Here is a 26,061-nt window from a genome sequence, read left to right on the forward strand (position 1 = left end):
CCACCAGAACTGACGACGGGGCGGAGGATTCCTGAGCGGTGAAGTCGCTCACACCGGGCCGTTCGTCAGGCGCCCGGCTCCGCCGTCCCCGGCGGTTCGGCGGCCGCGGCCGCGTAGCGCCGGGCCAGTTCGCGCAGCAGGGCCCGGAGCTCCGGCGGGTCCAGCACCTCGAACGCGACGTCGAGGCTCGTGAGGTAGCCCACGAGGTCGGGCAGGGACTCCGCCCCGGTCTCCAGTACGCAGCTGTGCTCGTCGACCGGGCGCAGCAGGCCGCCGGCCGGGGGGACGCGCTCGGCGACGACCTCGACCGGCGCGTGGAGACGGACACGCGCCTGGTACCGCCACGCCAGCGAGCCGGTCCCGCGTACGACGTGGCTCGCGGCGTCCTCGGGAGGCTCGCGCGGCGCGAACCGCGGCCCGGTGGGCGGGCGCGGCCGGATGCGGTCGGCCCGGAACGTGCGCCAGTCCTCACGGTCGCGGTCCCACGCGAGCAGGTACCAGCGGCGGCCGGTGTAGACGAGGCGGTGCGGCTCCACGCGGCGCGTGGTGGGCTCGCCGTCGCGCCCTCGATAGTCGAAGCGGAGCTGCTCGTGGTCGCGGCAGGCGCCGGCGATGGTCGTGAGCGTTTCGGCGTCGACGGTCGGCCCGCCGCCCGCCGCGGACACCGTGGCTTGCCGGAGCGCGTCGAGCCGGTGGCGCAGCCGGGCGGGCAGGGTCTGTTCGAGCTTCGTGAGCGCCCGCAGCGAGGTCTCCTCGATGCCGGTGACCGTGCCTGCCGCCGCGGCGCGCAGGCCCACCGCCACGGCGACCGCCTCGTCGTCGTCCAGCAGCAGCGGCGGCATCGCGGTACCGGCCGCGAGCCGGTACCCGCCGGTGATCCCGGTGCTGGAGTGCACCTCGTAGCCCAGGATGCGCAGTCGTTCGATGTCGTTGCGGACCGTTCTGGTGGTGACGCCGAGGCGGTCGGCGAGGTCGGCGCCGGACCAGTCCCGCCGCACCTGAAGCAGCGACAGGAGCCGGAACAGGCGGACCGAGGTCTCCAACATTCTTCGAGTCTCGCACGCATTGAGGAACCGCAGATTCCACAATGCCGACTAGCGTCGCCGGTACGAAGCACCGAAGAGAAGGGCAGATCATGAGCCTCCGAGGATTCGCCACACTGAACATCTGGGCGGACGACGTGCCGGCGGCCGTCGCGTGGTACGCGGAGTTCCTGGGCGTGGACGCGTACTTCACGCGGCCCGGCCCCGACGGGCGCACCGCCTACGCCGAGTTCCGCATCGGCGACCACGCCGACGAGCTGGGCATCATCGACCGGAGCTTCGCGCCGCCCGGCGCCTCGGCCGAGCCCGGCGGCGCCGTCATGCACTGGCACGTCGACGACCTCGACGCCACCGTCGAGCGCCTGCTGTCGATGGGCGCCAAGGAGTACCAGCCCATCACGCCGCACGGGGACTCGGGGTTCATCACCGCCGCGGTGATCGACCCGTTCGGCAACGTGCTGGGTGTCATGAACAACCCGCACTACCTCGAGGTCCTCGCGTCCCTCAGGCCGGCCTAGCGTGGACGTGCTCGACTTCCCCGACGCCGCCGCGTGGGAGGCCTGGCTGGCCGCGCATCACCAGACGCACGACGAGGCGTGGCTGCGCATCGCCAAGCGCGGCTCGGGGGTCGTCTCGGTGACGGTGGCGGAGGCACTCGACACCGCCCTGTGTCACGGCTGGATCGACGGACAGCGCAAGGCCTTCGACGACGTCTCCTATCTCCAGCGGTACTCGCGCCGCCGGCCCAGGAGCTCGTGGTCCAAGGTCAACGTGGCGAAGGTCGAGGCGCTGATGGCGACCGGGCGCATGCGCCCGGCCGGGCTCGCGGAGGTGGCGGCGGCGATGGCCGACGGACGCTGGGAAGCCGCGTACGAGTCGCAGGCCACCGCCACCGTCCCGCCGGACCTCGCGGCCGCGCTGGCCGCCGACCCCCACGCGAACGCCGCCTTCGAACGCCTCGGCCGCTCCGACCGGTACGCCGTGATCCTCCCCCTGCTCAAGGCGCGCACCCCCGAGACCCGAGCGCGCACCCTGGCCCGGTCGGTCGCCCGCCTGGCCGCCCAGGAGTAGGGCCCGCGGAGCGAGGCCGCGAACCCCAGCACGTCGGTTCCGACCGGGAGTCCCTGTTCTCGCTGACCGGTGCGGCTCGGCGACGCCGGTCGGCGAGACGCCGCCGGCACCGCTAGGGCCGTTCGAGCGTGAGCAGCGAGTCGGTGAACTCGGGCGCGGGCGCGCCGGGATCCTCGGCGACGAACTCCTCCAGGCGGCGGAAGCCGGCCTCCACCTCCTCGGGACTGATCTGAGCGAAGAACGAGAGGGTGCGCAGGCGCAGGCGTTCGAGCACCTCACCGCGGGTGCCGTCGGACGGCTGGGTGACCGTGCCGAAGTCGGCGACCCGCCAGCCGTCCGCCGTGAACATCGCGATGACCTCGTGCAGCGGCTGGTACAGCGAGGCGTCCACCTCGAAGCCGCGGGTGAAGTGCTCCAGCCACCACGGCCGGGGATGGTGGTCGCGGAAGTTCGCGCGCAGCAGCAGCCGCCCGCCGGGCTTGAGCACCCGGGCCAGCTCCCGGGCGGCCCGCGGCTTGTCCTGGACGTGGTGCCAGGACAGGAACATGAGGGCGTAGTCGGCGCTGCCGGACGGCACCGGCATGTCCTCGGCGGCGCCCGCCACGTACCGCACACCGGGGTGCGAGGACCGGTCCTGCGCGACCTCGCGCATGCGGACCGAGGGATCGACGCCGGTCACCGGCCCGAACGCCTCCGCCAGCGCGGGGGTGAACCTGCCCGTCCCCGAGCCGACGTCCAGCCCCGTCAGCGGGCGCCGCGCGGGCAGCCGGGCTCCGAAGGCGCTGATCCAAACCTGTAACTGCCGCTCGGTGAGCGCGCGGCCACGCGCGTAGTCCTGGTACTGCTCCTTGTCGTAGTCGATCCGCCTCATCACAGCTCCCGGGTGCGCCGGGTCGGCGGCATGCCGCCGACCCGATATATCGACCTGATACATCGGGACGATATGCGAGGTGATCTCAGCCCGCAAGGGAACGCGTCGCCCCACCTACGCGGGCATCTTCGTGCCGACGGGGCTGATCCGCCCGGCGCCGGCCGATCCGTCGTCCCAGTGAGCGGGCGGGCGGGATGCTCGGCGCCGGTGGACCGGGCGCGGCCGGAAGCCGGACCTCACCGCACGGGCGGGACACGTCCCGCGAGGGTCTCGGCGGCGATCGGCCGCACCGTCTCGGCGCCCGCGAGGAGTTCCGCCTCGGGGACGCCGAGGCCATGCAGTTCCATCAGCGCGCCCGCGCGATGGGCGAACACCGCGAGCTCCCCGCGCGGGCCGCGACGGACCCACAGCCCGCCCGGGGCCGCGCGGCAGGCGCCGCCCTTCTTCCAGTACTCGGCGTGGTACGGGACAGGGCAGCCGGTCGCGACGGTCGCGGACGACGGGCGGCGCACCAGCACCTGGACGCCCGGCGACGCCCCGTCCCGGAGCCCTGAACCCACACGCCGGTAGTCCAGCGTGATCACCGGCTCGGCCGGCTCGAACCGGCCGCCGACGATCGGCGCCTCGACCGCGTACAGCATGTGCCCGGAGATCTCCGGAGCCACGAGCGGGACCCCGAGCAGCTCGAAACCGCGTGCCCGGTGCCAGCGCCGGGCCGGTCCCTCCAGCGGGATCGCGAGCACGCAGACGACCCCGAGCACCGCGAAGACGGCGATCCCGGGCCGCCACCGGCCCGCCGGGTCCACCGCCCAGGCCGCGACGGCGAAACCGGCCACCGCCGCGAGCAGCGGCACGACGGCCAGCGCCGACCGGTCGAAACCGTAGGAGGTGTGATCGGGCGCGACCCTCCACAGCGCCTGGCCGAGCGCCGTCGTGGCCAGCCCGCCGGCGAGCGTGACGAGCGGCAGGCGCCGCAACCGGATCATCAGGGACGCCAGCCCGCCGATCACGAAGGGGGTCGCGAGCAGGGCGATACCGTGAAGGGAATCCGGATGGTCCCGCACCGAGTCCGCCCAGACGAACGCCTGCGCGCCGCCGGCCACCAGCCCGGCCAGTGCGCCCTTCCCCGCGACCTTTGATCCACTCACGCGTCCAATACGACCACGATCCCCGGCGCGCCGTGGCGCGTGCCCGGTCACCGCTCGCGCCGGCGGCGGCGTCCTTCCGGTTGCCGGTCGCCCGACGGGCGACATCGGAGCCGATAGTTTCGGAAGAAAGTTTCACCCGATGGACATATTGGCCGCCCATCTCCATGGGGCGCCCGCAGGTCGATAAAGGCGACTCCACCTGCCCACCCGTGCTGTCGAGCGCCCGCTCCTCACCCGTCCGTGCACCTTCTGTTCATTGACGAGACATCTGTGGGCATTTATCGTTCGAGCCGTTCTCCGAAAGTTTATCTAAAAGCCTGAAAGTTTCGGCGACCGTCCCGCTGACCAGGAAGCGGGCGGTGCTCGGCCGACCCCCGCAGCGGCTCAGGAGGAACAACAGAGATGTCACAGCTCGTCCTGTTCGCGATCGACATCTGCGCAGTGGTGTTGCTCGTCTTCGGGCTCTACTTCCCACGGCACCGCAGACGGGACCTCGTCGTCGCCTACCTGGGGGTCAACGTCGGCGTCCTGGCGGTGGCGAGCGCGCTGAGCGCCAGCAACGTCGGCGCCGGGCTCGGGCTCGGGCTGGCGCTGTTCGGCGTGCTGTCCATCATCCGCCTGCGCTCGACCGAGCTCGACCAGCACGAGGTCGCGTACTACTTCTCGGCCCTGGCCCTGGGCATCCTCGGCGCGCTGAGCACCACCTCGCTGGTGCTCAGCGGCGGCCTGATGGCCCTCATCGTCACGGTGATGTTCCTGGGCGACCACCGGCGGCTGCTACGGAACTACCGGCACCAGATCCTCGTGCTCGACTCGGCGTTCACCGACCACGTCATGCTCGTCGCGCACCTGGAGCAGCTGCTCGACGCCCGGGTGCACTCGGTCACCGTCCAGCGGCTCGACATGGTCAACGAGACCACCGTGGTCGACGTCCGGTTCGCGGTGAGCAAGCGCAACCTGACCACCGAACCCGCCGTCCCCGCACACACCGGAGCGCGCCGATGACCCCGACGCCCATCGTGCCGGCGCTGGCGCGGATGGCCCCCGTCGGACTGGCCGAGCTGATCGACCGCGCCGCGCTGCAGACCAGGGTGGACCGCAAGTACCTCGTCCCGACGGAGACGCTGCCGCGCCTGCTGGAGCAGCTCATCCCGTACGCCCGGGTGCTGGACATCGACGGTGAGCGCAGCTTCCGCTACAGGTCGGTGTACTTCGACACCCCGCGGCTGGCCAGCTACCACTGCGCGGCCTACCGCAGGCGGCGGCGCTTCAAGGTGCGCACCCGCACCTACCTCGACTCCGCCCAGTGCTGGCTGGAGGTCAAGCTCAGCGGCGCGCGGGGGAACGTCACCAAGCACCGGCTGCCCTACCACCCGCAGGACTGCGACACCGTGCACCCGGGGCGCGACTTCGTCGACGAGGCGCTCGCCCGCGAGTCGTTCGGTCCCGGCGCCGGGAGCTCCCTCGACCCCATCCTGGTCACCGACTACAACCGCGCCACCCTGCTGCTGCCGGACACCGCGAGCCGGGTCACCATCGACACCGGGCTCGCCTGGCGGTACGGCGACTCCCGCTTGCGACTGCCCGATCTCGCCGTCCTGGAGACCAAGACGACCTCGGCCGCGACGCCCGTCGACCGCATGTTGTGGCAGAGGGGGATGAGACCCGTCCGCATCTCCAAGTACGCCACCGGCCTGGCCGCTCTCCGCCTGGACCTGCCCGACGTGCCGTGGCGGCGGACGCTGCGCCGCCACTTCCGCGGCGCCGCGCCGTCGGAGGGCCCCGAGCCGAGCATCTCCCACCGACCCGAACAGGAGGCATCGTGCGTCTGACCCTCCGCCGCGTCAACGCCGCGGCGACCCACCGCACCCGGGGGGGCGCGGTCGCCGCCGTACTCCTCGCCGGGCTCCTCGTCCCGCTCTCGGCCGGCGCCGAATCGGCCTCCGCGCCGCGCCCGGCCGGCCACGTCACGACCGCCGCGGCGACCGGAACCTCGTCCGCCGCCGACGCCACCGCCCTGGCGGACGCGGCGGACGACCTCGTCGGCGACATCACCTTCTCGGTGCCGAGCGGCACCTTCCAGGGACAGGTGTCGGTGTCGCTGAGCACCACGATCAGCGGAGCGCAGATCCGCTACACCACCAACGGGCAACTGCCCACCGCGCAGTCGTCGCTCTACCAGGGTTCGCCGCTGCAGTTCACCCGCACCACGCAGCTGCGGGCACAGGCCTTCGTCGGCCAGACGGCGTCCGGGGCGCCGGGAACGGCCATGTACGCCGCACGTGACACCACCACGGCCCACGACCTTCCGGTGATCATGCTCGACTCCTACGGCGCCGGCAAGCCGGCCCGGGAGTACTTCGACGCCGCCGCGATGATCTTCCAGCCGGGCAGCGGCGGCACGACCTCGCTGGCCGCGGCGCCGGCGATCGCCACCCGCGCCGGATTCAAGCTGCGGGGCCAGTCGTCGGCCATGTTCGCCAAGACGCCGTACCGCATCGAGATGTGGGACAACGCCGGCGACGACGCCGACTACCCGGTGCTGGGCATGCCCGCCGACTCCGACTGGGTGCTGCGCGGGCCCTTCCCCGACAAGTCGCTGATCCGCGAGGCCTTCATCTACGACCTCGGCAGGGAGATGGGGCTGAAGGCCCCGCGGTACGCCTTCGCCGAGCTGTACCTGAACACCGACGCCACCCCGGTGGGCGCCAACGACTACATGGGCGTCTACATGATCGTCGAGACGATCAAGAACAGCAAGGACCGGCTCGACCTCAAGCAGCTGGACGAGGACGACGTCACCCTGCCGAAGATCACGGGCGGGTACATCTTCAAGTTCGAGTGGATGGCCGCCGAGGAGCCGACGCTGCCGTGCAGCGGCGCGGCGGCGACCTGCTGGAACTACCTCGAGGTCGTCGACCCGTCGCCGCTGCAGCCACAGCAGCGCGACTGGCTGCGCAACCACATCCAGCAGTTCCACAACGTGCTCCGGGCGCCGAACTTCGCCGACCCGGCCACCGGCTACCGGGCGTACATCGACGTCGGCTCCTGGATCGACCACATGATCATCAATGAGCTGAGCCGGGGAATGGACGCGTACCTCCGCAGCGCCCACTTCTACAAGGACCGGGACGGCAAGATCTTCGCGGGTCCGTTGTGGGACTTCGACCTCACGTTCGGTGTGGGCGGGTACTTCCAGAACGACCAGACCGCGGGCTGGCAGTACCTGCAGACCCGGCAGCCGTCGGCCAACGACTGGTACACCCAGCTCCTGCGGGACCCGGCCTTCGTCAACGAGGCCAAGTCGCGCTGGCAGACGCTGCGCCGCGGCCTGCTGTCCGACTCGGCCCTGCAGAGCAGGATCGACGCTCTGTCCAGGCCGCTGACCAACGGCGCGCAGCGCAACTTCCAGCGCTGGCCCAACCTGTCGACGCCGGTCGTCGGCCCCTTCAACACCCCGACCTCGCCCACGTGGCAGGGCCAGGTGCAGTACATGCGCGACTGGATGCTGCGCCGCGCGGCCTGGCTGGACTCGACCGCGGGCTGGGGCGGCACGATCACCCCGACCCCGACCCCGACCCCGACGCCCACGCCGACCGTCACGCCCACCGTCACCCCCACCCCGACGCCGAGCCCCGGCGGCGGGCGGTGCAGCGCGACGTACACGGTGACCAACCGGTGGCCCAGCGGGTTCCAGGGTGAGGTGCGGGTCACGGCCGGCACCACGGCGATCAGCAACTGGACCGTGTCCTGGACCGCCGCCAACGGCGACACGATCAGCCAGGCGTGGAACGCGACCGTCACGACCCAGGGGACGGCGGTCACCGCCCGCAACGTGTCCCACAACGGCACGGTCGCGGCCGGTGCCAGCACCACGTTCGGATTCCTCTCATCGTCCACGGGCAACACCGCCACCCCCGCGCTCACCTGCGCGGCGACCTGACGGCCGATGGACACGCGTACCCGGCACCACTCGGTGCCGGGTACGCGCCGCGCCGGCCCGGGACCGGCGGACGAGGAACCCCCGCGTCACCGAGGGGGCGCGCGACGGCGGCCCCACCGGATCCGGCGCGCGCCGCCGGGACTTCGGGGACACTGGGTGGGTAACCCATCCAGAGGGAAGAGCATGGATGCACGTTCGGGGGCGGGCAGCCGCCTCGCCGGCCTGGGCACGCAGCTGCTCGAAGTGCACGTCTGGCTCCGCGAGATGCTGGAGGACCTGCGGGACGGCGTCGACGACTACTTCGACGGCAAGGGCCTTCCGCCGCGCGACCTGCGCGCCCACTGTCTCTCCTTCTGCACGGCGCTGACGCGCCACCACACCGGCGAGGACCGGGGCGCGTTCCCGGCGATCGCCGAGGAGTTCCCCGAACTGCGCAAGGTGCTCTCCGACCTGCGCGCCGACCACAACCAGCTCGACTGGCTGCTGGGGAGACTGCGGGGACTTCTCGACTCCCTGCCCGAGCGACCCGACCCGGCCACGGCCGCCAAGGTGCGCGAGGAGGTGACGGCGCTGTCGGCGATCATGCAGACGCACTTCATCTACGAGGAGAAGAAGCTGATCTCCGTCCTGAACTCCATGGACGTACCCGAATGGCGGGAGAACCGCCCCGCCTTCCTCCTGACCGACGACGAGGACGAAGCCGGGCCCTCGTCCCGGTGAGGCCGGCCCGGGCGCCGGGCCTGCGCGACCTGTCCGGCATCCTCGCCATGGACCACTCCAGCGAGCCGGCCGTCTGAGCCGAGCCCGTCCATCGCGGAGCTCGACGCGTCCTCGTCGCCAGAGGATTCGGCCTCTCCTGAACCACCCCCGCTACATGACCTCTTCTGGAATGCGAACTCCTGCTCCCCCGGTTGCCCGAGCGCAAAGAGAGCACTTTGGGACATGCGCGGCAAACCCGGAAATGCAAGGGTCTAGCTGATTAAGGGCTGCCGCTTCCTGGCCACGTGCAGGCATGCCTGGCGGCTCCTTGATACACATCAAGCCGGCCGGAAGTAAGAAGGTGCGTCACATGGTGGAATCGTCCTTATCCCCGGGTTCCCCGCAAACAACTCGACCATCACGACTCCCGTCGTTGACGGGAATGCGGTTCATCGCTGCGTTTCTGGTTCTCATCACCCACGGCATCGACGCCAATCTGTTCTCCTCGGCGAGCATGCGGAGCACGTACGCGTCGGTCGTCCTGATCGCCGGCCTGGCGGGGGTGACCTACTTCTTCATCCTGAGCGGCTTCATCCTCACCTACGTCCAGCGGACCACGGACACCGCGAAGGCGTTCTGGTGGCGCCGCTTCCTGAAGATCTACCCAACGCACTTGATCACTCTCGTCGGCGCCCTGCTGCTGGTGAGCTTCGTGCTGGGGCGGGCCATCAACGGCGGGACCGCGACACTGCACTTCCTGCTGATCCAGTCGTACTTCCCCCAGTTCGACGTCAGGACCATCTTCAACGGCCCGGCGTGGTCGCTGTCCTGCGAGGTGACCTTCTACCTCTGCTTCCCGCTCCTGGCCCGCTACATCGGCCGCATCCGGCCTGAGCGGCTGTGGGCATGGGCGGGGGTCGTGGTGGCCGCCATCTTCGCCATGCCGCTGCTGGCCAAGGTGGTCCTGCCGGGCCAGGCGCCGATGCCGGGCTTCGGCATGTCGGAACTGGAGTTCTGGTTCGTCGCGCAGTTCCCGCCGGTGCGGATGCTGGAGTTCGTCTTCGGCATCATCCTGGCCCGGATCGTCCTGACCGGCAGGAAGCTCCCGTTGAACCTGCCCGCCGCGGCGGCGCTGACCGTCATCGTGTACGTCATGACTCCGCTGTTCCCGCTGAGCTACAACGTGGTGGCTGTCGAGGTCATCCCGCTCGGCCTCGTCATCGCCGCCAGTGCGGTGAGGGACGCGAGCGGCCGGCCGAGCTGGCTCGGTAGCCGCCCCATGCTGTGGCTCGGCAACGTGTCCTACGCCATGTTCATGTCGCACTACCTGATCGTCGTGTACGTCCGCCAGTTGTTCGGCTCCCCCGAGGGCTGGAGCACCCCGATGGGCTTCCTCATGCTGGGAGTGCTGTTCGCGATCACCTTGTTGGTGTCGTGGATGCTGTTCCGGCTGGTCGAGGACCCGATCATGAAGCGCTTCGCCTCGTCGAAGTCGCGCCCACGGCACGCCGCGCCCCCTCCGCCCCCGGCCGCGGGTCCGCCTGCGGAGACACCCGGGCCGGTCGCGTCCGCGGCATCGTCGATCGTCCCCTGACAACCGTCCTACCACGGGGAACACCGGGCCGCCAGCTCTCAGCACCAGCGGCCCGCGTGTCACGGCGGGGTCAGGGGGTCGTGAGGATGACGAGTCGCCGGGTCGCCCGGGTCATGGCGACGTAGCGGTCGACCGCTCCTTCGACGCCCTCGCCGAACGCCTCCGGGGCGACGAGGACGACCAGGTCGAACTCCAGCCCCTTCGACAGCTCGGGGGTCAGCGACCGGACGCGCGACGTCGCCGGGAACGTGGGATCGCCGATGACGCACGCGATGCCGTCGCCGTGCTCGGCGAGCCACGCGTCGAGGATCGAGCCCAGGTCCGAGACGGATCCGTGCAGGACGGGGACGCCGCCGCCGCGGATGGAGGTCGGCACGTTGGCGTCGGGGAGCACGGCCCGGATGACCGGCTCGGCCTCCGCCATGATCTCCTCCGGCGTCCGGTAGTTGACGCTCAGGGAGGCCAGGGTGATCCGGTCGAACCCGATCCGCTCCAGCCGCTCCCGCCACGACTCCGTGAACCCGTGCCTGGCCTGGGCGCGGTCGCCGACGATGGTGAAGCTCCGGGACGGGCAGCGCAGCAGCAACATCTGCCATTCGGCGTCGGTCAGCTCCTGAGCCTCGTCCACGACGACGTGGGCGAACGGCCCGGCGAGCACGTCGGGATCGGGGCTCGGCAGCGTGCTCTCGTCGACCAGCGCGTCCCGCAGGTCCTGGCCGTGCAGCATCGTCACGACGCCTTCACCGTCGTCGTCGGCTTCGAGCAGGGCGTCGACGACCAGGGCCACGCGCTCGCGTTCCGCGGCGACGGAGGCGGCCTGCCGGCGCTTGCGCCGGGCGGCCTCCGGGTCGCCGAGCCGCTGCCGAGCCGCGTCCAGGAGCGGCAGGTCGGACACCGTCCAGGCCTGGGCGTCCTCGCGCCGCAGCCGCCGGACCTCCTCGGGGCTGAGCCAGGGAGCGCACAACCGCAGGTAGGCGGGCACCGACCACAGGTCTGCGACGAGGTCGGCCGCTTCGAGCAGCGGCCACGCGCGGTTGAAGGTCGTGAGCAGCTCCCGGTTGCGCAGCAGCGACTTGCGCAGCAGGCCGGCCGAGACGCCCTCGTCGTGCTTGTCCGTCACGATCGTGACCAGCTCCTGCCAGATCTGGTCGCGCGCCTCGTTGTGCGGGGTGCCGGGTTCGGCCGCATCGAACGCCTCGGCCCAGTCTTCGGGGCTCAGCCAGACGTCCGACCAGTGGGTCGTGACCGTCATCCCCTCGGTGGGCGGGTTCTCGTAGAACCTGACGGCCGGCTCGATCGCCTTGACCATGTCCGCGGACGACTTCAGCCGGGCCACGTCCGGGTCGGTCTCGACCGCCGCCGCGGCCCCCTCGGCGACGAGGTCCCGCAGGGTGCAGGTCTGCACGCCCTCCTCTCCGAGGCTGGGCAGGACGTCGGCCACGTAGGCCAGGTAGGGCTGGTGCGGGCCGACGAACAGCACGCCGCCCCGGTGGTGGCCGAGGCGAGGGTCGGAGTAGAGCAGGTAGGCGGAGCGGTGCAGGGCGACGACGGTCTTGCCCGTGCCCGGACCGCCGTCGACGACGAGGGCGCCGCGCGATCCCGCGCGGATGATGGCGTCCTGGTCGGCCTGGATGGTGCCGAGCACGTCCCGCATCCGGGCCGACCGGTCGCCGCCCAGGCTGGCGATGAAGGCGGACTGGTCGTCGAGGGCGGCGTGCCCCTCGAACCCGTCCGGGGTGAACACCTCGTCCCAGTAGTCGCTGATCCGGCCGCGGGTCCAGCGGTACCTGCGGCGGCTGGCCAGGCCCATCGGGTCGGCGTGGGTCGCCCCGAAGAACGGCTCGGCCGCCGGGGAGCGCCAGTCGAGCAGCAGCCGCCGGCCCGTGCTGTCGGTGAGGCCGAGTCGTCCGATGTACACCGGCTCGGGGTCGTCCGCGCCGACGATGTGCCCGAGGCACAGGTCGAGGCCGAAGCGGCGCAGCGCGCGCAGGCGAGCGGTCAGCCGGTGGACCTCCAGGTCCCGGTCCAGCGCCTGGCGGCCCTTGCCGCCGGGGTTCTTCCGCGCGGCGTCGAGGCGGCCCGACAGGTCGGCGATCGACCGCTCCAGGCTCTCCGCGATGGCCGCGAAGTGCCGCTCGTCGCCGGCGATCAGCGCCGGGTCGGCCTTGGCGGCCAGGTGGCCGGGAAGGTCGAACGCGCTGGTGGTCAGGGAAGTCACGTCGTCAGCTCCGATCAGAGGTCGCTCGCGCGGACACCGGGGGCCCTTCTCGGCCGGCCGCGCGGGCGGACGCCTCATCCGGCGGCGCGCTGCCCCGCACCCGCGCGCCGAGCTCCCGTACCGCGAGGGCCGCCACCGGCTCGACATCCCCGCATGACCCATGGACCGACGACACACGCACTTCGCATCCCCCGTTTTCGCAGGCACTGGCCTCGGCCGACGATTCTGCGGCATGACCCGGGTCTTGCCGCAAGCCCCCCTGTGCGCTATACGTTGAAAGTGGAAAGGAGCGGGTGCCCCCCTTTCCCTCCTTCGTCACGCCGTGGACGGCCGCCATTCTCGCGAACCGGCGGCGTGCCGTGCGCCGTCGTCGCCCGCGGCTCACGGCGTGCCCGGCGCCGGTGAGCTCGCCGCACCGGCCGACAGCAGTCTCGCGGCCAGCGCGCGGCAGCGCTCCCCGAGCTCCGGCGGGTCGAGCACCTCGAAGTCGTGCCCCAGCAGTAGCACGTGCATGAGCAGGAAGTCGAGGCTGCCGGCTCCGCTGAGCACCTCGCACCGCTCCCCGTCTCGCGGTCGCACGACGGCCGCCGACGCCGGGATCTGCGTGCGCACCGTGCCGGCCGGCGCGTGCACGAGGAAGCGCGCCTGGTGCGGGTAGACCCGGCTCGCCACGCCCTCCTGTACGTACGTCGCCGCATCGGGCGCCGCGCGCGGGCGAAAGCGCCAGGTGCGCGCGGACACGCCGGTGATCCGGTCGAGGCGGAAGCTGCGCCAGTCGTCGCGGTCGAGGTCGTAGGCGAGCAGGTACCAGCGCCGGTCGGAGGCGACCAGACGGTAGGGCTCGACCCGCCGCCGTCGCACCTCGCCCCCCGACGGGTAGCCGAAGCCGGCCTCGACCTCGCCGCGACAGGCCCTGGCCAGGGTCATCAGCACCTCGGGGTCGACCGGCGCCCGGCCTCCGCCGAAGGACTCCACCGAGCCGGAGAGCGCGCGCACCTCGTGCCGCAGGCGGGTGGGGAGCACCTGGTCGAGCTTGGTCAGTGCCCGCAGTGCGGCGTCGCCGGCGCCGGCGACCGCGCCGTCCGCGCCGGCGAGCAGCGAGACCACGGTGGCGATCGCCTCCTCGTCGTCCAGAAGCAGCGGCGGCAGGTCCTGCCCCGGGCCGAGCTGGTAGCCGCCGCCGACGCCCTGGCTGGCGTGCACCTGGTAGCCGAGCGTGCGCAGCCGCTCGACGTCGCGCCGTACCGTGCGCGGCGTGACCCCGAGCCGGTCGGCCAGCTCCGGGCCGGTCCAGACCTGGCGCTGCTGCAGCAGCCCGAGCAGGGTGAGCACCCGCTCCGTCGTCCCCCGCTCGTCCCCGCCCGCCGCGTCCATGGCGCCTACCCTGCCAGATAGCGGACCGATGCTGTCCGCTGGAGGTGCCAGAGTGACCCCATGGACGCAGACGAACTCGACTGGAACCGGACGCTGCGCGAGCAGTGGGAGTTCCACTGGAACCATCAGCTCCGAGACCGGCTCGACGGCCTCACCGACGAGGAGTACTTCTGGTCGCCGGCGCCGGACGCCTGGAGCGTGCGGCCGCGCGGCACCTCGGCGGCGCCCGTGCAGGCCGGCGCCGGGGACTTCACGATCGACTACGCCTTCCCCCAGCCGGTCCCCGCGCCCTTCACCACGATCGCCTGGCGGCTCGGCCACGTCATCGCCGGCGTGCTCGCCGCGCGCAACGCGGCGCACTTCGGCGCGCCCGCCGCGTCGTACGACACCTGGGAGTACGCCGGCGACGCCGCCACCGCGCTCGACCAGCTTCACACCCAGCTCGACGTCTGGCTGGCCGGGGTGTCCGGCCTAGGCGAGGCCGAGCTGCGGGTCCCGGTGGGTTCGAAGGAGCCCTACCCCGAGGCGCCCATGGCCGATCTGGTGCTGCACATCCACCGCGAGCTGATCCACCACCTGTCCGAGGTCTGCCTGCTGCGCGACCTCTACCCGCACATGAAGACCTTCACGAACGGAGCGAGCCGATGAGCCGCCACATCCAGGTCACCTTCGACGCCCACGACCCGCGCGCGCTGTCGACCTTCTGGCGCGACGCGCTGGGCTACGTCCACCCCGCCCCGCCCGGAGCCGACCTGCCCGAAGGCGCCGACCCGCTGGCCGCCTGGGACGACTTCCTCGCCCGGGCCGGAGTGCCGGAAGAGCAGCGCGACTCGAGATCGGCCATCGAGGACCCCGACGGGCACGGCCCGCGGCTGTTCTTCCAGCGGGTGCCGGAAGACAAGATCGCCAAGAACCGCGTCCACCTCGACCTCCGTGCGGCGCCCGGCCTGCTGGGAGAGGAACGGATGGCGGCGCTGGAGGCCGAGTGCGCCAGGCTCGTCGCGCTGGGGGCGAAGCGGGTGCGCCGCGACGAGCCGGCTCCCCCGTTGAGCCACGGCTTCATCGTGATGACCGACCCCGAGGGCAACGAGTTCTGCCTGGACTGACGCCGCTCAGCGGTGACCATCCAAACCGGGGCGTCCCGCGACCGCACCCGCCACGCGCCGGCGGCACCGGCCGCCGGAGATCGTGCCCGGCCCCGCGTCACCACGCCCCCGCCCCGCCGGGCGAGGCATGCCGCGGGCCGCACGGATCGGGTGAACGCTCACCCCGCCGCCAGGAAATCCTTGATCTTCCCGGCGATCGCGGGGTAGTCGGGGGCGAACCAGATCAGGTGGCCGTCGGCCCGGCTCTCCACCAGCTCGGCCCGGGGCATGGTCGCGACGAGGGATTCGGCGTGGCTGAAGGGGACCGAACGATCGGTGCGGCTGGCGATCACCAGGGCCGGCTGGGTGACCTGCCGCGCGCAGTCGGGCACCGGCAGCATGTCGTTGACGAAGCCCTCGCCTGAGCGCATCAGCGTGAACAGCGCGAGCAGTTCGGCCCGGTCGTGCTCGCTCAGGCCGGCCATGACCTGGCGGACGGGGCGGGTCGACAGGTCGCGCAGCAGCAACCGCAACCCCGCCCGCGGCGCCGCGCGCATCAGCAGCCGCACGGCCGCCCAGGTGGCAGCCTCGGCGCCGGGGTTGAACACCAGACGGCCCCCCAGGCGGGTGCGCCGGTCGGGCCAGGGCAGGAACCCGACCGCGCTCTGCAGGATCACCCGGCGCACCAGGCGCGGGTGGCGGGCGGCCATGGTCAGGGCCGTGCGCCCGCCCGCCGAGACGCCCACCACCGCGGCGACCCGCTCGACGCCCAGGTCGCGGCACAGCCGCGCGGTGACGTCGGCGAACGCGGCGGGCGCGGTGGCGGTGGTCAGGGGGGTTCCCCCGTATCCGGGGCGAGACGGCGCGAGCACCCGGTGGCCCGAGAGGGTGAAGACCTCCTCCCCCAGCGCCAGTCCGGCCCGCATGTGACCGCCATGGAAGATGACGACCGTCTGAGGGCCCTCACCCTCCAGCCGGTACTCCACCGCACCCGCCGCCAGGCGGGCGGTGACCGTATCTCGCAGCAGGGCCGTCATGGGCGTCATGCTCGCATGCCCGCCGGCGGTCGCGGGCGGTCATACGCCGGCGCCCGAGGACGAGGGGGTCAGGCGGCCGGGGCAAGGACGACGACCTTGCCGGACACGGCGCCGGCGGCGACCTCCGCGTGGAAGGCCGGGAGGTCCTTGAGCTGGATACGGCGGCTGACGTCGATGTGAAGCTCGCCTCGGTCGATCGCCTCCACGAGGCCGGCGAGCTGCTTGGCGTCGCTCCGGACGAAGACGTCGAGCCCGCGCACCCCGCGTGCTTCGTCGCTCGGCGCCCGCATCCACACCGTGGTGTTGACCACGGCCCCGCCGGACCGCACGAGAGCGGCCAAGCCCGCGAGCGCCGAGGGCTCGATCGGGGCGAGGTTGAGCAGGAGGTCGACCGGCTGGCCGACCGCGTCCGCCACGTCGGTCGCGGTGTGGTCGAGGATCTCGTCGGCACCGGCGGCCCGGACCCGGTCCGCGCTTCGCGGGCTCGCCGTGGCGACGACGTGCGCGCCGGCGTTCTTCGCGAGCTGCACCGCGTAGGCGCCGACAGCGCCTCCGGCGCCGGTGATGAGCACGCGTTGCCCGGCGGTCAGCTCGCCGAGTTCGAACAGCGCCTGCCATGCGGTCAGGCCCACCAGCGGCAGGGCCGCCGCGTCGGCGAGCGGCACGCTCGACGGCGCGGCCGCCAGGATCTCGGCGGGCGCGATGACGTACTCGGCTGCCGCGCCGTCGCCGATCATCGGGAGGAATCCGACGACCTCGTCACCCACCGCCACCGCGTCGACGCCGTCACCGAGCGCGTCGACCGTTCCGGCGACGTCGATGCCGGGCGTGTGCGGGAGCTTCACCGGGAACGGGCCCTGGAGACCACCGCCGCGGATGCCGGCGTCGACCGGGTTGAACGACGTCGCCGCGACCCGGATGCGAACCTCACCAGCGCCCGGGACGGGCAGCGTCACGTCCTCGTAGCGCAGGACATCGGCGTCGCCGTACTCGTGGAATCGCACTGCCTTCATGACGGACTTCTTTCTTCGAGAGGATCGATGTGCTCCGGATTGGAAGCACTTCAGCGAGGCGCCCGGCCCATCGCCGGGCCGGCGAGCGCGCGAGCGCGGTCGCCTCGCCAAGTCGCGGGCGCGACGTCCTCCGGACGGGAGACGCCCGCGACCCGCGCAGGTCACTGCTCGGTTGACGAGTCGTGGGGTCGGGGGGCGGCGGCGTAACCGTCTGAGTCCCCGTCAAGGAGCATGCGTCCATCGTAGGGGAATAGCGGAGGATTTCCTCCGCTTAAGCTCACGATGGCTCAGGTGGCCGACGGGGTCGCGTCCGAGCTTGGCCGGCAGACACGGTACGAATGGCTGCCGATCGACGTGCTCGGTGCCGCGCGCCGGAACTGACGCGCCGGACTAGGGGCTTGAGCAGCAACCAAGCGGCCAGTCACGATAAGGAGCCCGGCGGGCGGCTCTTACCGTGACTGGCCGTTCTGATGCGGGTGGCGGGTCAGTCTTCGTCTGCTGCGGATCGGATGAGGTCTTGGCCTCCGCATGCGAGGTATGTGAACGGCAGCAGGGAGCGGCCGAAAATGAACGGCAAAATGAACATCCGAACCGGACACGGCACACGGACATCCCCGTTCGGCCGGATGTCCTTGATTGCGTTCGTCAAACGTTCGTTAGATGAACATCCGGCTACGGCTACGGCTCCGGAAGATCGTCTTGTTGTCGGCAGCGAGGACGTCAATGGGCGCGGTCGGTTGACGTCGGTGGAGCGGTAGCGAAAACGAACGTGTCACCAGCCCAAGTGCGCCACCGCGATCGCCAGCAACATCACGCCCCGGGCCAGGTCCGGCGCCAGGGATCGGCTGGTCACCGTCGTGACGGTCATGGCCTTCACCCGGTCCGCTGCAGGGCACGCTCACGGCGTGCCGCCACCGTCGAGCCGGATTCTCCGCGTGCCATCCGCCGCAGCACGACCGGCGCCATGAGCAGGCCGAGCAGCGCCCAGGCGCCCAGCACTCCGGCGGTCTCCAGGTGTCGCCAGGACTCGCCGATCTCGACGACGACCGCCGCGTCCGGCAGCAGGGCCGACCGCATGCCGAGCCCCATCCAGTAGATGGGGAAGATCTGGGCGATCCACTGCAGCCACTCGGGCAGCACGGTGATCGGGTAGAAGATGCCGGAGATGCCGATCACAGCGAGGAACGGTAGCTGGACCAGTCCTTGGGCGCGGGCAGTGGTGAACATCGAGCCCAGGACCGCACCGATGGGCAGGGTCGCGACCAGGCCGAGCGCCAGTACCCAGGCCAGACCGGGCCAGGACTGCGGGCCGATCCGCAGACCTTCGACGAGGAGTACGGCGGGCACGAGGAAGATCGCCAGGTCGGCGAGCAGGCCGCCGGACACCGTGATCACCTTGCCGATCAGGTAGGCGGGCATCCCGTGCGGGGTCGCCTTGGCACGCAGCAGCGTGCCGTCCTCGCGGTCGGCGGTGAGCTGCTGGCTCATGCCGATCACGCCGGTCGCGGCGTTCATGCCGAGGATGCCGGGTAAGGCCACGGCACCGAGCAGGAGAGCGCCGACCGGCAGGTCCCGGATGAAGAACAGCGTGGCCACCATCAGGGCGGGCCACAGGAAGTGGGAGAACAGCTCGGCGCCGTTGGTGAACGACTGCCGCAGCTCGATCAGGCCCCGGGACCAGCCCGCGCGCAGTACGGTCGCGTTCATCGGGCCACCTCCTCGGCCTCGCGCACCAGCGCCAGGTAGGTCTGCTCCAGCGAGGCCCGGTGGACCTCCAGCTCCCGGACGTCGTCGCCGTAGCGGGCGAACAGCTCGCGGGCGAACGTGGTCGAGTCGGGCGTCCGCTCGACGTACCGCCGCCCGTCGCGCACCCAGCGCACCTCGTCCTCGCCGACGATCCGCCGTGCCAGCTCGGCGGCGGTGCCGTCGGCGACGATCCGGCCGCCGTTCAGCACCAGAATGCGGTCGGCCAGCTTCTCGGCTTCGTCCAGGTCGTGGGTGGTGAGCAGGACGGTGGTCTCGCGGGCGTCGGCCAGGTCGCGTACGAGAGCGTGGAAGTCGGACCTGGCCTGCGGGTCGAAGCCGGTAGTCGGCTCATCGAGGAACAGCACCTCGGGGCGCCCCACGAGGCCGATCGCCACGTCTAGCCTGCGCCGCTGGCCGCCCGAGAGTGTCTTGAGCTTCTTGCCGGCGTGCTCGGTCAGGCCGACTCTCTCGATCAGCTCGTCGGGGTCCCAGGGCCGCGAGATCCCGGGGACGGCGTAGGGGGCGTAGTAGGTGCCGAGGTGGGCGAGGAACTCGCGTACCCGCCATTTGCCGTGGTCGCGCCAGGACTGCAGCACGATCCCGAGCCTGGCCCGCCACTGCTCGTCGCCATGCGCGGGATCGGCGCCGAGCACCGAGACCCGGCCCTGCGACCGGACGCGGAAGCCCTCCAGTATCTCGATCGTGGTGGTCTTGCCCGCGCCGTTCGGCCCCAGCAAGGCCAGAACCTCGCCGTGGCGGGCCTGGAACGTGACGTCGTGCAGGACGTCGAGCGAGCCGTAGCGCATGCGCAGCCCGTCGACGTCGAGCACGATACCGTTGCTCTTCGTCATGAAATGACCTCTCTTCGTGATCAGACGACCTCGTGCCGGAGCACATGCCGGCGCAAGCCCGGCACGAGGGCATGGCGCATCGCGGCCCGAACCGGGCCGGAGCGTGGGGACAGGGGTGCCGGCTACCAGCTTTCGCGCGCGAGCGTCTCCTCGACACGATCCATCAGGCCGGCCCGGTCGAGGCCGGCCAGGGCGAGCGCGCGCGGCACGGTACCGACGTCGGCGCTCAGGACGCCGAGCAGCAGATGGGCAGGACGCAGGTCCTTCTTGCCCTTTGCGGCGGCGAAGCCGCGTTCGAGCGCGAGCCGGGCGGAGGCGCCGGGCTTCGGATGATCCGTGGGGTCACGGAAGGGCTTCGGAAGGTCGTAGGCGGCGAGGGACACCCCGACCGCGTTGAGGCTGTGCTCGAACTCCCGGTCCAGCGCATCCCTGATCGCCTGCCGCCCGAACCCCGCCGCCGTCAGCACGCGGTGCGCGGCGGTGCCCTCGACGGCGGCGATGGCCAGCAGGAGGTGGTGGGCCTCGGTGGCGGCAGAGCCTTCCTCCCGCGCCTCGGCCGCTCCTCGCAAGACGATGTCGTTGATGTAGTGGTCGATCGTGCTCACTGTCGTCTCCTCAGCGTCACGCCGGCGGCGATGAGTCGCTTGGCGTGCTTCTTGTGGACCGCCTGGCGGGTGACTCCGAGTGCCTCGGCGACCTCCGGCCAGCCCCACCCGGCGCGCATGGCCTGCTCCACGGCGGCGTCCTCGATCTGGTCGGCCAGGCGCCGCAGCGCCGCGACCGCCGCGAGCGCGTCGGCGGGATCCTGGGGTACGGGAGCGTCTTGTGCCGGCATGCAGGCAACCTTAGTTGACTATTTTGAGAATAGTCAACTGTGGTTGCTTGAGTGCCCGAGGCTCGGGGCAGGGCGCCCCGGGCCGTCCCCGGATGTCCAGGACCGGGCCGCCACCCACGCCACGAACTCGCCCTCGACCGAGGCGAAATCCTTCCACTGGTAGACCTGCCGGATTTCCTGCTGATGATCGAACGGCGTCGGCCTCCGCTCGGTGTACCGCTTCACCTGCGACGGGTCCTCAACCCCCAGCTGCTCAGCTACCCAGCACCACCCCCGGCGCATCCAGGGGATCCTCAAGGAACGTCCCGAGCCACCGCACCGTCACGAACTGGAGGGCGAACCCCGGCCTCATGTGCTCGCCGCGCCGCCGTCCGACCAACGCCCGGTCCTCGTCATCGAGGAAGAACACCCGCTCCAGATCAGTCTGCGTCGTCGGCCCCGCGAACCGCCCGTACGCAGCCGCCTCATCATCGGTCAGAAATCCACCATCGGCATACGCCGCAAAGTAGGACCGACCCACCGGTAACCGGGCCAGAGCCACCGAACCGTTACAAGATCCGTGCCGCCCGACGCCACCCGCATCAGACTGGCCAGTCACGATTGGCAGCGCCCGCCCGGCTCCTTATCGTGGCTGGCCGCTTGGTTGCTGCTCAAGGGCCGACTAACCGCGATCGGGCGCGATGCCGCGCAGGAACACCGCGCGCAACTCAGCGGCCGCCTCGGCCCAGCCGGGCACGTTCGACATCGGCTGCGCGAGCATCGCCCCGAAACGCACGACGGTCCCCGCGTTCACATCCGCGCGGACCGAACCGTCCCGATGGCCGCGCTCGAGGATGGCGCCCATGGTTCGCTGCATGCGCGCGCGCAGCTCAGCGGACTCGGTGCCCTCGGTCATGGGCGCTCCGTGGAGCGGAAGCACCAGTTCGTCGCGGTGAACGAAGGACTGATGGAGGAACCGGCTGATCGAGTCGTGACCGGTGTCGCCGGATGCCAGCGCGTCCTCGGCCTCGGCCAAGATCAGACGATAGGCGCGGACCGCCATCGCCTCTAGCAGCGCCTCACGGTTCGGGTAGCGACGGTAGAGCGTCCCGATGCCGACTCCCGCCTCGGCGGCGATCTGCTCCAGGGGAACGAACTTCCCCTCGGCCAGCCCCGCACGCACAGCCGCGGCGATCAGACGTTCGGTGTTCTCCGCCGCGTCCTTCCGGGGCTTGCGCGTTCGCGTGGAGGCCATGAACAACACATCTTACGCGAGCGGGGTCAGCCCCCCTATTCCACCGCGCCCGCCGCCAGGCGGGCGGTGACCGCCTCTCGGCCGCAAGGCCGTGGGACGCCATGCTCGCGTGGACACGGGCGGGCGCAGACCATCTGGTTGCGTGGCACAACCAGATGGTTGTATGGTCGAACCATGTCGGGTGAGCGGGAACTCCAGGAAGCCGTGGCGCGCTTCGTGCGGGCTTTCGGCCTCCACCAGCCGGACCGCACCCCCTGCGGGCAGCCCATCCCGGTGTCGGAGGCCCATGCCCTGGGCGAGCTGGCCAGGGACGGCGCGTTGCGGCAGAGCGAACTGGCGCATCGGCTCCGGCTGGAGAAGAGCACCACCAGCCGCCTGGTCACCCAGCTCATCAACCGCGGCTGGGCCGAGCGGACCCCGGCTCCGGGCGACGGGCGCGGCGTGCTCGTCCAGCTCACCCCCGCCGGGGTGGACGCCGCGGGCCGGCTGGCCGCGGCCCGGGCTGCCCGCTTCTCCGCCGTCCTGGACCGTGTCCCCCAGGGTGAACGCGCCTCCGTGCTCCGCGCCCTGACCATTCTCACGGAGGCCGTAGATGATCCGTAGAAATCGACGTGTCCAGGCGCTCGTCACCGCGCTGGCGCTCGTCGTCGTCGCCGCGGCCGCGTATGTGATCGCCGGCCAGGGCGAGCAGCGGGCGCGGGCCGACCGGCAGGCCGAGATCGCGGCCAAGGGCCGCCAGGTGATGCCGTTCGACCTGGAGCGCACCACGCACCGCTTCGCCAAGTCGGCCACCGGCGGGGTGCAGACGGTCTCCGCCGACGACCCGGGCGACGCCCGGCAGGTCAGGCTGATCCGCGAGCACCTGACCGAGGAGGCCGCGGGCTTCGGCAGGGGCGACTACGGCGACCCCGCCTCCATCCACGGCGGTGACATGCCCGGCCTGCGCGACCTCGAACACGGCCACGACCGGATCGCCATCCGCTACGCCCAGCTCCCCTCCGGCGCCCAGATCACCTACACCACCGCCGATCCGCTGCTGGTCACAGCCTTACACTCCTGGTTCGACGCGCAGGTGAGCGACCACGGGCAGCACGCCGAGCACGGCTGACCCCCCCGGGCCGGCTCCTCTCCGCCGCCCCGAGCATCCCCCATACGAGGAACCACCGTGGTATCGAGCCGGCGCGCCACGCCCGACGACGCCTCCACGTGCCCGGCGGCCGGTGTGACCGATCGAGTGTCACCGCCCGGCATCGGCCTGGCCCATCGATCAAGACGTCGATAGGGTCGGGCGAACGGCGGCCCGCCCGGCGGGCCGGGCCCGGCTCCCACCTCAGGAGACAGGTTGTCGATGCGTCTACATCCGGGCGAGAGCGAGGCCGCCGGCTGGCGGGCGGTGACCGTGCTCGACGCCGTCCGGCGACTGCGTGACGCCTCACCCGGCGTCACCGGACGTCCGCGGGTGATCGCGATCGACGGCCGGGGCGGCGCCGGCAAGACCACCCTGGCCGAGCGGCTACGCCAGGCGGTGCCCGGCTCCGCCATCGTGCACACCGACGACCTCGCCTGGAACCACGCCTACTTCGACTGGGCCGCCGTGCTCGCCGAGAACGTCCTGCGGCCCCTGCACCGGGGCGAGGCGGTGGACTTCCGCCCCGATCCCTGGATCACCCACGACCGGCCCGGATCGATCACCATCCCCGCGGGCGCCGACTTCGTCTGGGTCGAGGGCACCGGCGTCATCCGCGAGGAGCTCGCCCCGTGGCTGGACGCCTCGGTGTGGATGCAGGGCGACCTCGACGAGCAGGAGCGCTTGCTGGCCGTCCGCGACGGCGACTCCCCCGAGCAGCGGGAGCACGTGGCGAACTGGCTGCTTGAGGAACTGCCGTTCCTGTCGCGGGAGCAGCCGTGGGCCCGAGCCACCATGATCGTCGCCGGCCCTCCGCCGATCGGCCACGACCCTGGAACCGGGTTGCTCGTCGCCCCGCCGACCAGCCCTTGGGCCGGCCCGCCCGCGGAAGGCGACGGTCAGGGCGACGCTCCGTAGCGGGCGGCGATCGCGGTCGCGCGGTCGCGCAGGGAGTCGCGCAACCACTGCGGGGCCAGGGCTTCGGCGTTCGTGGCGAGCTGCCACAGCGCCCACTCGGCGTGCCTCGCATCCTGGAAAGTCACCTCCAGCCGCAGCCGGCCGTCCGGGCCGGCTTCCTCGGCGAGGACGGCCAGCGCGGTGCCCACCAGGTCCTCCCGCCGCACCGGGTCCACCAGCACCAGCACCGTGACCTGGTCGCCGCCGGCCCGGAACCGCGTGCCGCGTTCCTGCCAGGCCCGGTGCAGATCGACCCGGTCCGGTCGCTGCGCGGGTTCGGCGAGCTTCTCGGCGGCCAGGATCCGGGACAGCCGGTAGGTGCGGTCCGCGCCCGACCTCGTGGCCAGCAGGTAGCCCCGCTCGCGTACGGTGACCAGGCCGATCGGGTCCACCGTGCGCCACCTGGGGGTCTGATCCGCGGCCGCGTAGTGGATGCTCAGCTTGTGCCCGGCGAACACCGCGCGCAGGACCTCGGCCACCATGGCGTCAGGCACCTCCTCGGCGACCAGCCGGCGTGACAGGAGGTCGGTCTCCGGGTCGATGAGCAGTCGATCGGCCGCGCCGGCGGCGGTGTCCCGATAGCTCTCGGGGAGCGCGTCGACCACCTTGAGCATCGCCGAGGCGAGCGCCGAGCCGAGGCCGAACGCCTGCGCGCCGCGCCGCGATCCCGCGACCAGCAGGGCAAGGGCCTCGTCGTGGTTCAGCCCGGTGAGCTCGGTCCGGAAACCGGGCAGCAACGCGAACCCGCCGTGCCGGCCGCGTTCGGCGTAGACCGGGACGCCGGCCGCGGACAGCGCCTCGATGTCGCGCAGCACGGTGCGGGTGGACACCTCAAGCTCGCGGGCCAGCGCGGCCGCGGACAGCCGGCCGTACCGCCGCAGCAGCAGCACCAGCGAGACCAACCGGTCGGCACGCACACGGAGAGCCTCGCAGGAATACACGACACAGGATGTCGTGATTCGCGAGGAGGCTTACCGGCATCACGAAAGAGCCGGCGGCTACCGGGCCGATGGACGTACGTGATGTCGGACGAGTCGAGTGGAGCTGATGCGGCGATGCGGCGAACGGCGGTCAACCCGTGGGCGTGGTCGGCGGAGCTGGGATACAACCAGGGTGAGATCGTATCCGGGCACACGCGGACCCTGTACTGCGCCGGGCAGACCGCGATGAGCGACGACGGCGAGCCCCGGCATGCCGGTGACATGGCCGCTCAGCTAGCGCTGAGCGTCGACAACCTGGAGGCCGTGCTCGGCGAGGCCGGAATGTCCCTCGCGAACCTCGTCCGGCTCAACGTCTACACCACCGACGTCGACCGGCTCTTCGAGCACTACGGCGTGCTGGCGTCGCGGTTGGGCGCCGCCGGGGTGGCGCCGTCCACCACGATGCTCGGTGTGGCGCGGCTGGCGATCCCCGGCCTGCTGGTCGAGCTGGAGGGGACCGCCGTCGCGTGACGCGGCCTCGCCATCTCCGGCGGGCCCGCCGGTTGAGCCGGGGCCCGGGTCAGGGTTCGCGGGCGCGCAGGTAGGCGTCCAGGTCGGCGGCGCCCTGGAGCATGGCGCGGCCCCGGGCGGACAGGCGGGCCTGCCAGTCGAGCAGGGTCGACTCCAGCGGGGCGACGCCTCCGGCGGAGCGGACCTGAGCGATCAGCGGGGCGATCTGCTCCAGCAGGTAGCCGCCCCGCCTGAGCTGGTGGGCCAGCCGGACGTCCCGTACGTCGGCCGCGCTGTAGATCCGGTAGCCCGTCCGCGGATCGCGGCGCGGCCTGACCAGCCCGGCGTTCTCCCATTTGCGCAGGGTGGCGGGGCGGATGCCGAGCCTCCCGGCCAGCGGGCCGATGAAGGTGTCGCCGCGCTCCTGCGGCACGGGTGCCAGGTCGCGGAGCGCGGCCTCGACGGCCTGGAGGGTGCGGCGGTCACCGAGCAGCTGGCCGTGGCTCTCGTCGATGAGCCGCAGCGCGTCCTCGGTGGCCCCCCGGTTGACCGCCTGCATGATCGACGTGGCCGTCTGGTGACCGTGCCCGGGCACCAGGGCGAGGAACGCGCGCAGGGCCCGCGCGTGCAGCGGCGCGTAGGTGCGATAGCCGTGAACGGTGCGTTCGGCGGCGGGCAGGATGCCGGCGTCCTCGTAGTTCCTGATCGCCTGGGTGGACAGGCCGTGCTCGCGCGCCAGGTCCACTGGCCTCATGGGTACACCACCGATTGAAGGTTGTCGCGGCG

General features: G+C 71.9%; 27 protein-coding genes and 1 pseudogene. 13 read left to right on the forward strand and 15 right to left on the reverse strand.

Translation table 11 applies throughout. The annotated features are described in order from the left end of the window. Positions 1-65: 65 nt before the first annotated feature. Positions 66-1,046 carry a YafY family protein gene (locus tag PYR91_RS11255; RefSeq protein ID WP_279779515.1) on the reverse strand — a complete coding sequence of 327 codons (981 nt, stop codon included), beginning with the start codon at positions 1,044-1,046 and terminating at the stop codon, positions 66-68. Positions 1,047-1,135: 89 nt separating this feature from the next. Between PYR91_RS11255 and PYR91_RS11260 the strand changes: the two genes are divergently transcribed. Next, positions 1,136-1,561, forward strand: coding sequence for a VOC family protein (locus PYR91_RS11260; protein ID WP_279779517.1), 426 nt, complete (start codon positions 1,136-1,138; stop codon positions 1,559-1,561). A gap of 1 nt (position 1,562) precedes the next feature. Next, complete coding sequence (locus tag PYR91_RS11265; RefSeq protein WP_279779519.1) at positions 1,563-2,114, forward strand: YdeI/OmpD-associated family protein; 552 nt, start codon at positions 1,563-1,565, stop codon at positions 2,112-2,114. A 112-nt stretch (positions 2,115-2,226) separates the two neighbouring features. Here PYR91_RS11265 and PYR91_RS11270 read toward each other — a convergent pair whose 3' ends face one another. Together PYR91_RS11270 and PYR91_RS11275 are read right to left on the reverse strand one after the other, a co-directional pair. Continuing rightward, entirely contained in the window at positions 2,227-2,985 is a 759-nt protein-coding gene (locus tag PYR91_RS11270) for a class I SAM-dependent methyltransferase (RefSeq protein WP_279779520.1), read from the reverse strand. A gap of 236 nt (positions 2,986-3,221) precedes the next feature. Further along, complete coding sequence (locus PYR91_RS11275) at positions 3,222-4,133, reverse strand: hypothetical protein (RefSeq protein WP_279779522.1); 912 nt, start codon at positions 4,131-4,133, stop codon at positions 3,222-3,224. Between the two features lie 402 nt (positions 4,134-4,535). On the opposite strand from PYR91_RS11275, the gene PYR91_RS11280 reads away from it, so the two are divergent. The 5 genes from PYR91_RS11280 to PYR91_RS11300 all read left to right on the forward strand — a co-directional run bounded on the left by PYR91_RS11280 (position 4,536) and on the right by PYR91_RS11300 (position 10,369). Then, positions 4,536-5,138 carry a DUF4956 domain-containing protein gene (locus PYR91_RS11280; RefSeq protein WP_279779524.1) on the forward strand — a complete coding sequence of 201 codons (603 nt, stop codon included), beginning with the start codon at positions 4,536-4,538 and terminating at the stop codon, positions 5,136-5,138. Next, entirely contained in the window at positions 5,135-5,965 is an 831-nt protein-coding gene (locus PYR91_RS11285; protein ID WP_279779526.1) for a polyphosphate polymerase domain-containing protein, read from the forward strand. Before PYR91_RS11280 ends, PYR91_RS11285 begins: the two co-directional genes overlap by 4 nt. Continuing rightward, the gene (locus tag PYR91_RS11290; RefSeq protein ID WP_279779527.1) at positions 5,956-8,076 is read left to right on the forward strand and encodes a CotH kinase family protein; all 2,121 of its coding nucleotides are present in this window, start codon (positions 5,956-5,958) and stop codon (positions 8,074-8,076) included. Before PYR91_RS11285 ends, PYR91_RS11290 begins: the two co-directional genes overlap by 10 nt. Positions 8,077-8,259: 183 nt before the next feature. Continuing rightward, a complete protein-coding gene (locus PYR91_RS11295; protein ID WP_279779528.1) occupies positions 8,260-8,796 on the forward strand; it encodes a hemerythrin domain-containing protein in 537 nt (178 codons plus the stop codon). Between the two features lie 421 nt (positions 8,797-9,217). After that, positions 9,218-10,369 carry an acyltransferase gene (locus PYR91_RS11300; RefSeq protein WP_347943018.1) on the forward strand — a complete coding sequence of 384 codons (1,152 nt, stop codon included), beginning with the start codon at positions 9,218-9,220 and terminating at the stop codon, positions 10,367-10,369. A 70-nt stretch (positions 10,370-10,439) separates the two neighbouring features. Here the strand turns inward: PYR91_RS11300 and helR are convergent, their stop codons facing one another. Both helR and PYR91_RS11310 read right to left on the reverse strand, forming a co-directional pair. Beyond that, a complete protein-coding gene (gene helR, locus PYR91_RS11305) occupies positions 10,440-12,587 on the reverse strand; it encodes an RNA polymerase recycling motor ATPase HelR (RefSeq protein WP_279779530.1) in 2,148 nt (715 codons plus the stop codon). A 381-nt stretch (positions 12,588-12,968) separates the two neighbouring features. Next, positions 12,969-13,961: a YafY family protein gene (locus PYR91_RS11310; RefSeq protein WP_279779531.1), complete on the reverse strand. Its 993-nt coding sequence runs from the start codon at positions 13,959-13,961 to the stop codon at positions 12,969-12,971. 60 nt (positions 13,962-14,021) lie between these two features. On the opposite strand from PYR91_RS11310, the gene PYR91_RS11315 reads away from it, so the two are divergent. Together PYR91_RS11315 and PYR91_RS11320 are read left to right on the forward strand one after the other, a co-directional pair. Further along, complete coding sequence (locus tag PYR91_RS11315; RefSeq protein WP_279779532.1) at positions 14,022-14,609, forward strand: DinB family protein; 588 nt, start codon at positions 14,022-14,024, stop codon at positions 14,607-14,609. Further along, complete coding sequence (locus PYR91_RS11320; protein WP_279779533.1) at positions 14,606-15,067, forward strand: VOC family protein; 462 nt, start codon at positions 14,606-14,608, stop codon at positions 15,065-15,067. Before PYR91_RS11315 ends, PYR91_RS11320 begins: the two co-directional genes overlap by 4 nt. 158 nt (positions 15,068-15,225) lie before the next feature. Here the strand turns inward: PYR91_RS11320 and PYR91_RS11325 are convergent, their stop codons facing one another. The 8 genes and pseudogenes from PYR91_RS11325 to PYR91_RS11360 all read right to left on the reverse strand — a co-directional run bounded on the left by PYR91_RS11325 (position 15,226) and on the right by PYR91_RS11360 (position 21,762). Next, a complete protein-coding gene (locus tag PYR91_RS11325; RefSeq protein ID WP_279779534.1) occupies positions 15,226-16,092 on the reverse strand; it encodes an alpha/beta hydrolase in 867 nt (288 codons plus the stop codon). Between the two features lie 59 nt (positions 16,093-16,151). Next, complete coding sequence (locus tag PYR91_RS11330) at positions 16,152-17,096, reverse strand: NADP-dependent oxidoreductase (protein WP_279779535.1); 945 nt, start codon at positions 17,094-17,096, stop codon at positions 16,152-16,154. 873 nt (positions 17,097-17,969) lie between these two features. After that, positions 17,970-18,803: an ABC transporter permease gene (locus PYR91_RS11335; RefSeq protein ID WP_279779536.1), complete on the reverse strand. Its 834-nt coding sequence runs from the start codon at positions 18,801-18,803 to the stop codon at positions 17,970-17,972. Then, positions 18,800-19,693, reverse strand: a complete 894-nt coding sequence (locus tag PYR91_RS11340; protein WP_279779537.1) for an ABC transporter ATP-binding protein — start codon at positions 19,691-19,693, stop codon at positions 18,800-18,802. The genes PYR91_RS11335 and PYR91_RS11340 overlap by 4 nt, the downstream gene beginning before the upstream one ends. A 122-nt stretch (positions 19,694-19,815) precedes the next feature. Next, positions 19,816-20,298 carry a Clp protease N-terminal domain-containing protein gene (locus PYR91_RS11345; RefSeq protein WP_279779538.1) on the reverse strand — a complete coding sequence of 161 codons (483 nt, stop codon included), beginning with the start codon at positions 20,296-20,298 and terminating at the stop codon, positions 19,816-19,818. Beyond that, positions 20,295-20,528 (reverse strand): hypothetical protein, encoded by a 234-nt coding sequence (locus PYR91_RS11350; protein ID WP_279779539.1) that lies wholly within the window; start codon positions 20,526-20,528, stop codon positions 20,295-20,297. The genes PYR91_RS11345 and PYR91_RS11350 overlap by 4 nt, the downstream gene beginning before the upstream one ends. 10 nt (positions 20,529-20,538) lie before the next feature. Then, positions 20,539-21,126, reverse strand: a pseudogene (locus PYR91_RS36385) (DUF4158 domain-containing protein). 63 nt (positions 21,127-21,189) lie between these two features. Then, the gene (locus tag PYR91_RS11360) at positions 21,190-21,762 is read right to left on the reverse strand and encodes a TetR/AcrR family transcriptional regulator (protein WP_279779542.1); all 573 of its coding nucleotides are present in this window, start codon (positions 21,760-21,762) and stop codon (positions 21,190-21,192) included. Between the two features lie 174 nt (positions 21,763-21,936). Between PYR91_RS11360 and PYR91_RS11365 the strand changes: the two genes are divergently transcribed. From PYR91_RS11365 to PYR91_RS11375, 3 genes are all read left to right on the forward strand, one after another. Beyond that, positions 21,937-22,365, forward strand: a complete 429-nt coding sequence (locus PYR91_RS11365; RefSeq protein WP_279779543.1) for a MarR family transcriptional regulator — start codon at positions 21,937-21,939, stop codon at positions 22,363-22,365. Beyond that, complete coding sequence (locus tag PYR91_RS11370) at positions 22,355-22,870, forward strand: hypothetical protein (protein WP_279779544.1); 516 nt, start codon at positions 22,355-22,357, stop codon at positions 22,868-22,870. Before PYR91_RS11365 ends, PYR91_RS11370 begins: the two co-directional genes overlap by 11 nt. Positions 22,871-23,110: 240 nt before the next feature. Beyond that, a complete protein-coding gene (locus PYR91_RS11375; protein WP_279779545.1) occupies positions 23,111-23,806 on the forward strand; it encodes a hypothetical protein in 696 nt (231 codons plus the stop codon). Here the strand turns inward: PYR91_RS11375 and PYR91_RS11380 are convergent. Beyond that, positions 23,788-24,762 carry a WYL domain-containing protein gene (locus PYR91_RS11380; protein WP_279779546.1) on the reverse strand — a complete coding sequence of 325 codons (975 nt, stop codon included), beginning with the start codon at positions 24,760-24,762 and terminating at the stop codon, positions 23,788-23,790. The two genes, PYR91_RS11375 and PYR91_RS11380, sit on opposite strands and share 19 nt — an antisense overlap. 138 nt (positions 24,763-24,900) lie before the next feature. On the opposite strand from PYR91_RS11380, the gene PYR91_RS11385 reads away from it, so the two are divergent. After that, positions 24,901-25,296 carry a RidA family protein gene (locus PYR91_RS11385; protein ID WP_279779547.1) on the forward strand — a complete coding sequence of 132 codons (396 nt, stop codon included), beginning with the start codon at positions 24,901-24,903 and terminating at the stop codon, positions 25,294-25,296. A gap of 49 nt (positions 25,297-25,345) precedes the next feature. Here the strand turns inward: PYR91_RS11385 and PYR91_RS11390 are convergent, their stop codons facing one another. Then, the gene (locus tag PYR91_RS11390) at positions 25,346-26,029 is read right to left on the reverse strand and encodes a TioE family transcriptional regulator (protein ID WP_279779548.1); all 684 of its coding nucleotides are present in this window, start codon (positions 26,027-26,029) and stop codon (positions 25,346-25,348) included. Positions 26,030-26,061: the final 32 nt, after the last annotated feature.

The organism is Sphaerisporangium sp. TRM90804, assembly GCF_029846175.1.
Classification (GTDB): Bacteria; Actinomycetota; Actinomycetes; order Streptosporangiales; family Streptosporangiaceae; genus Sphaerisporangium.

Coding starts and splice junctions, on each gene's coding strand:
- PYR91_RS11255 (WP_279779515.1), bottom strand. CDS start 1,046: ATGTTGGAGACCTCGGTCCGCCTGTTCCGGCTCCTGTCGCTGCTTCAG.
- PYR91_RS11260 (WP_279779517.1), top strand. CDS start 1,136: ATGAGCCTCCGAGGATTCGCCACACTGAACATCTGGGCGGACGACGTG.
- PYR91_RS11270 (WP_279779520.1), bottom strand. CDS start 2,985: ATGAGGCGGATCGACTACGACAAGGAGCAGTACCAGGACTACGCGCGT.
- PYR91_RS11280 (WP_279779524.1), top strand. CDS start 4,536: ATGTCACAGCTCGTCCTGTTCGCGATCGACATCTGCGCAGTGGTGTTG.
- PYR91_RS11285 (WP_279779526.1), top strand. CDS start 5,135: ATGACCCCGACGCCCATCGTGCCGGCGCTGGCGCGGATGGCCCCCGTC.
- PYR91_RS11295 (WP_279779528.1), top strand. CDS start 8,260: ATGGATGCACGTTCGGGGGCGGGCAGCCGCCTCGCCGGCCTGGGCACG.
- PYR91_RS11300 (WP_347943018.1), top strand. CDS start 9,218: ATGCGGTTCATCGCTGCGTTTCTGGTTCTCATCACCCACGGCATCGAC.
- PYR91_RS11310 (WP_279779531.1), bottom strand. CDS start 13,961: ATGGACGCGGCGGGCGGGGACGAGCGGGGGACGACGGAGCGGGTGCTC.
- PYR91_RS11315 (WP_279779532.1), top strand. CDS start 14,022: ATGGACGCAGACGAACTCGACTGGAACCGGACGCTGCGCGAGCAGTGG.
- PYR91_RS11320 (WP_279779533.1), top strand. CDS start 14,606: ATGAGCCGCCACATCCAGGTCACCTTCGACGCCCACGACCCGCGCGCG.
- PYR91_RS11325 (WP_279779534.1), bottom strand. CDS start 16,092: ATGACGCCCATGACGGCCCTGCTGCGAGATACGGTCACCGCCCGCCTG.
- PYR91_RS11330 (WP_279779535.1), bottom strand. CDS start 17,096: ATGAAGGCAGTGCGATTCCACGAGTACGGCGACGCCGATGTCCTGCGC.
- PYR91_RS11335 (WP_279779536.1), bottom strand. CDS start 18,803: ATGAACGCGACCGTACTGCGCGCGGGCTGGTCCCGGGGCCTGATCGAG.
- PYR91_RS11340 (WP_279779537.1), bottom strand. CDS start 19,693: ATGACGAAGAGCAACGGTATCGTGCTCGACGTCGACGGGCTGCGCATG.
- PYR91_RS11350 (WP_279779539.1), bottom strand. CDS start 20,528: ATGCCGGCACAAGACGCTCCCGTACCCCAGGATCCCGCCGACGCGCTC.
- PYR91_RS11360 (WP_279779542.1), bottom strand. CDS start 21,762: ATGGCCTCCACGCGAACGCGCAAGCCCCGGAAGGACGCGGCGGAGAAC.
- PYR91_RS11365 (WP_279779543.1), top strand. CDS start 21,937: ATGTCGGGTGAGCGGGAACTCCAGGAAGCCGTGGCGCGCTTCGTGCGG.
- PYR91_RS11370 (WP_279779544.1), top strand. CDS start 22,355: ATGATCCGTAGAAATCGACGTGTCCAGGCGCTCGTCACCGCGCTGGCG.
- PYR91_RS11375 (WP_279779545.1), top strand. CDS start 23,111: ATGCGTCTACATCCGGGCGAGAGCGAGGCCGCCGGCTGGCGGGCGGTG.
- PYR91_RS11385 (WP_279779547.1), top strand. CDS start 24,901: ATGCGGCGAACGGCGGTCAACCCGTGGGCGTGGTCGGCGGAGCTGGGA.
- PYR91_RS11390 (WP_279779548.1), bottom strand. CDS start 26,029: ATGAGGCCAGTGGACCTGGCGCGCGAGCACGGCCTGTCCACCCAGGCG.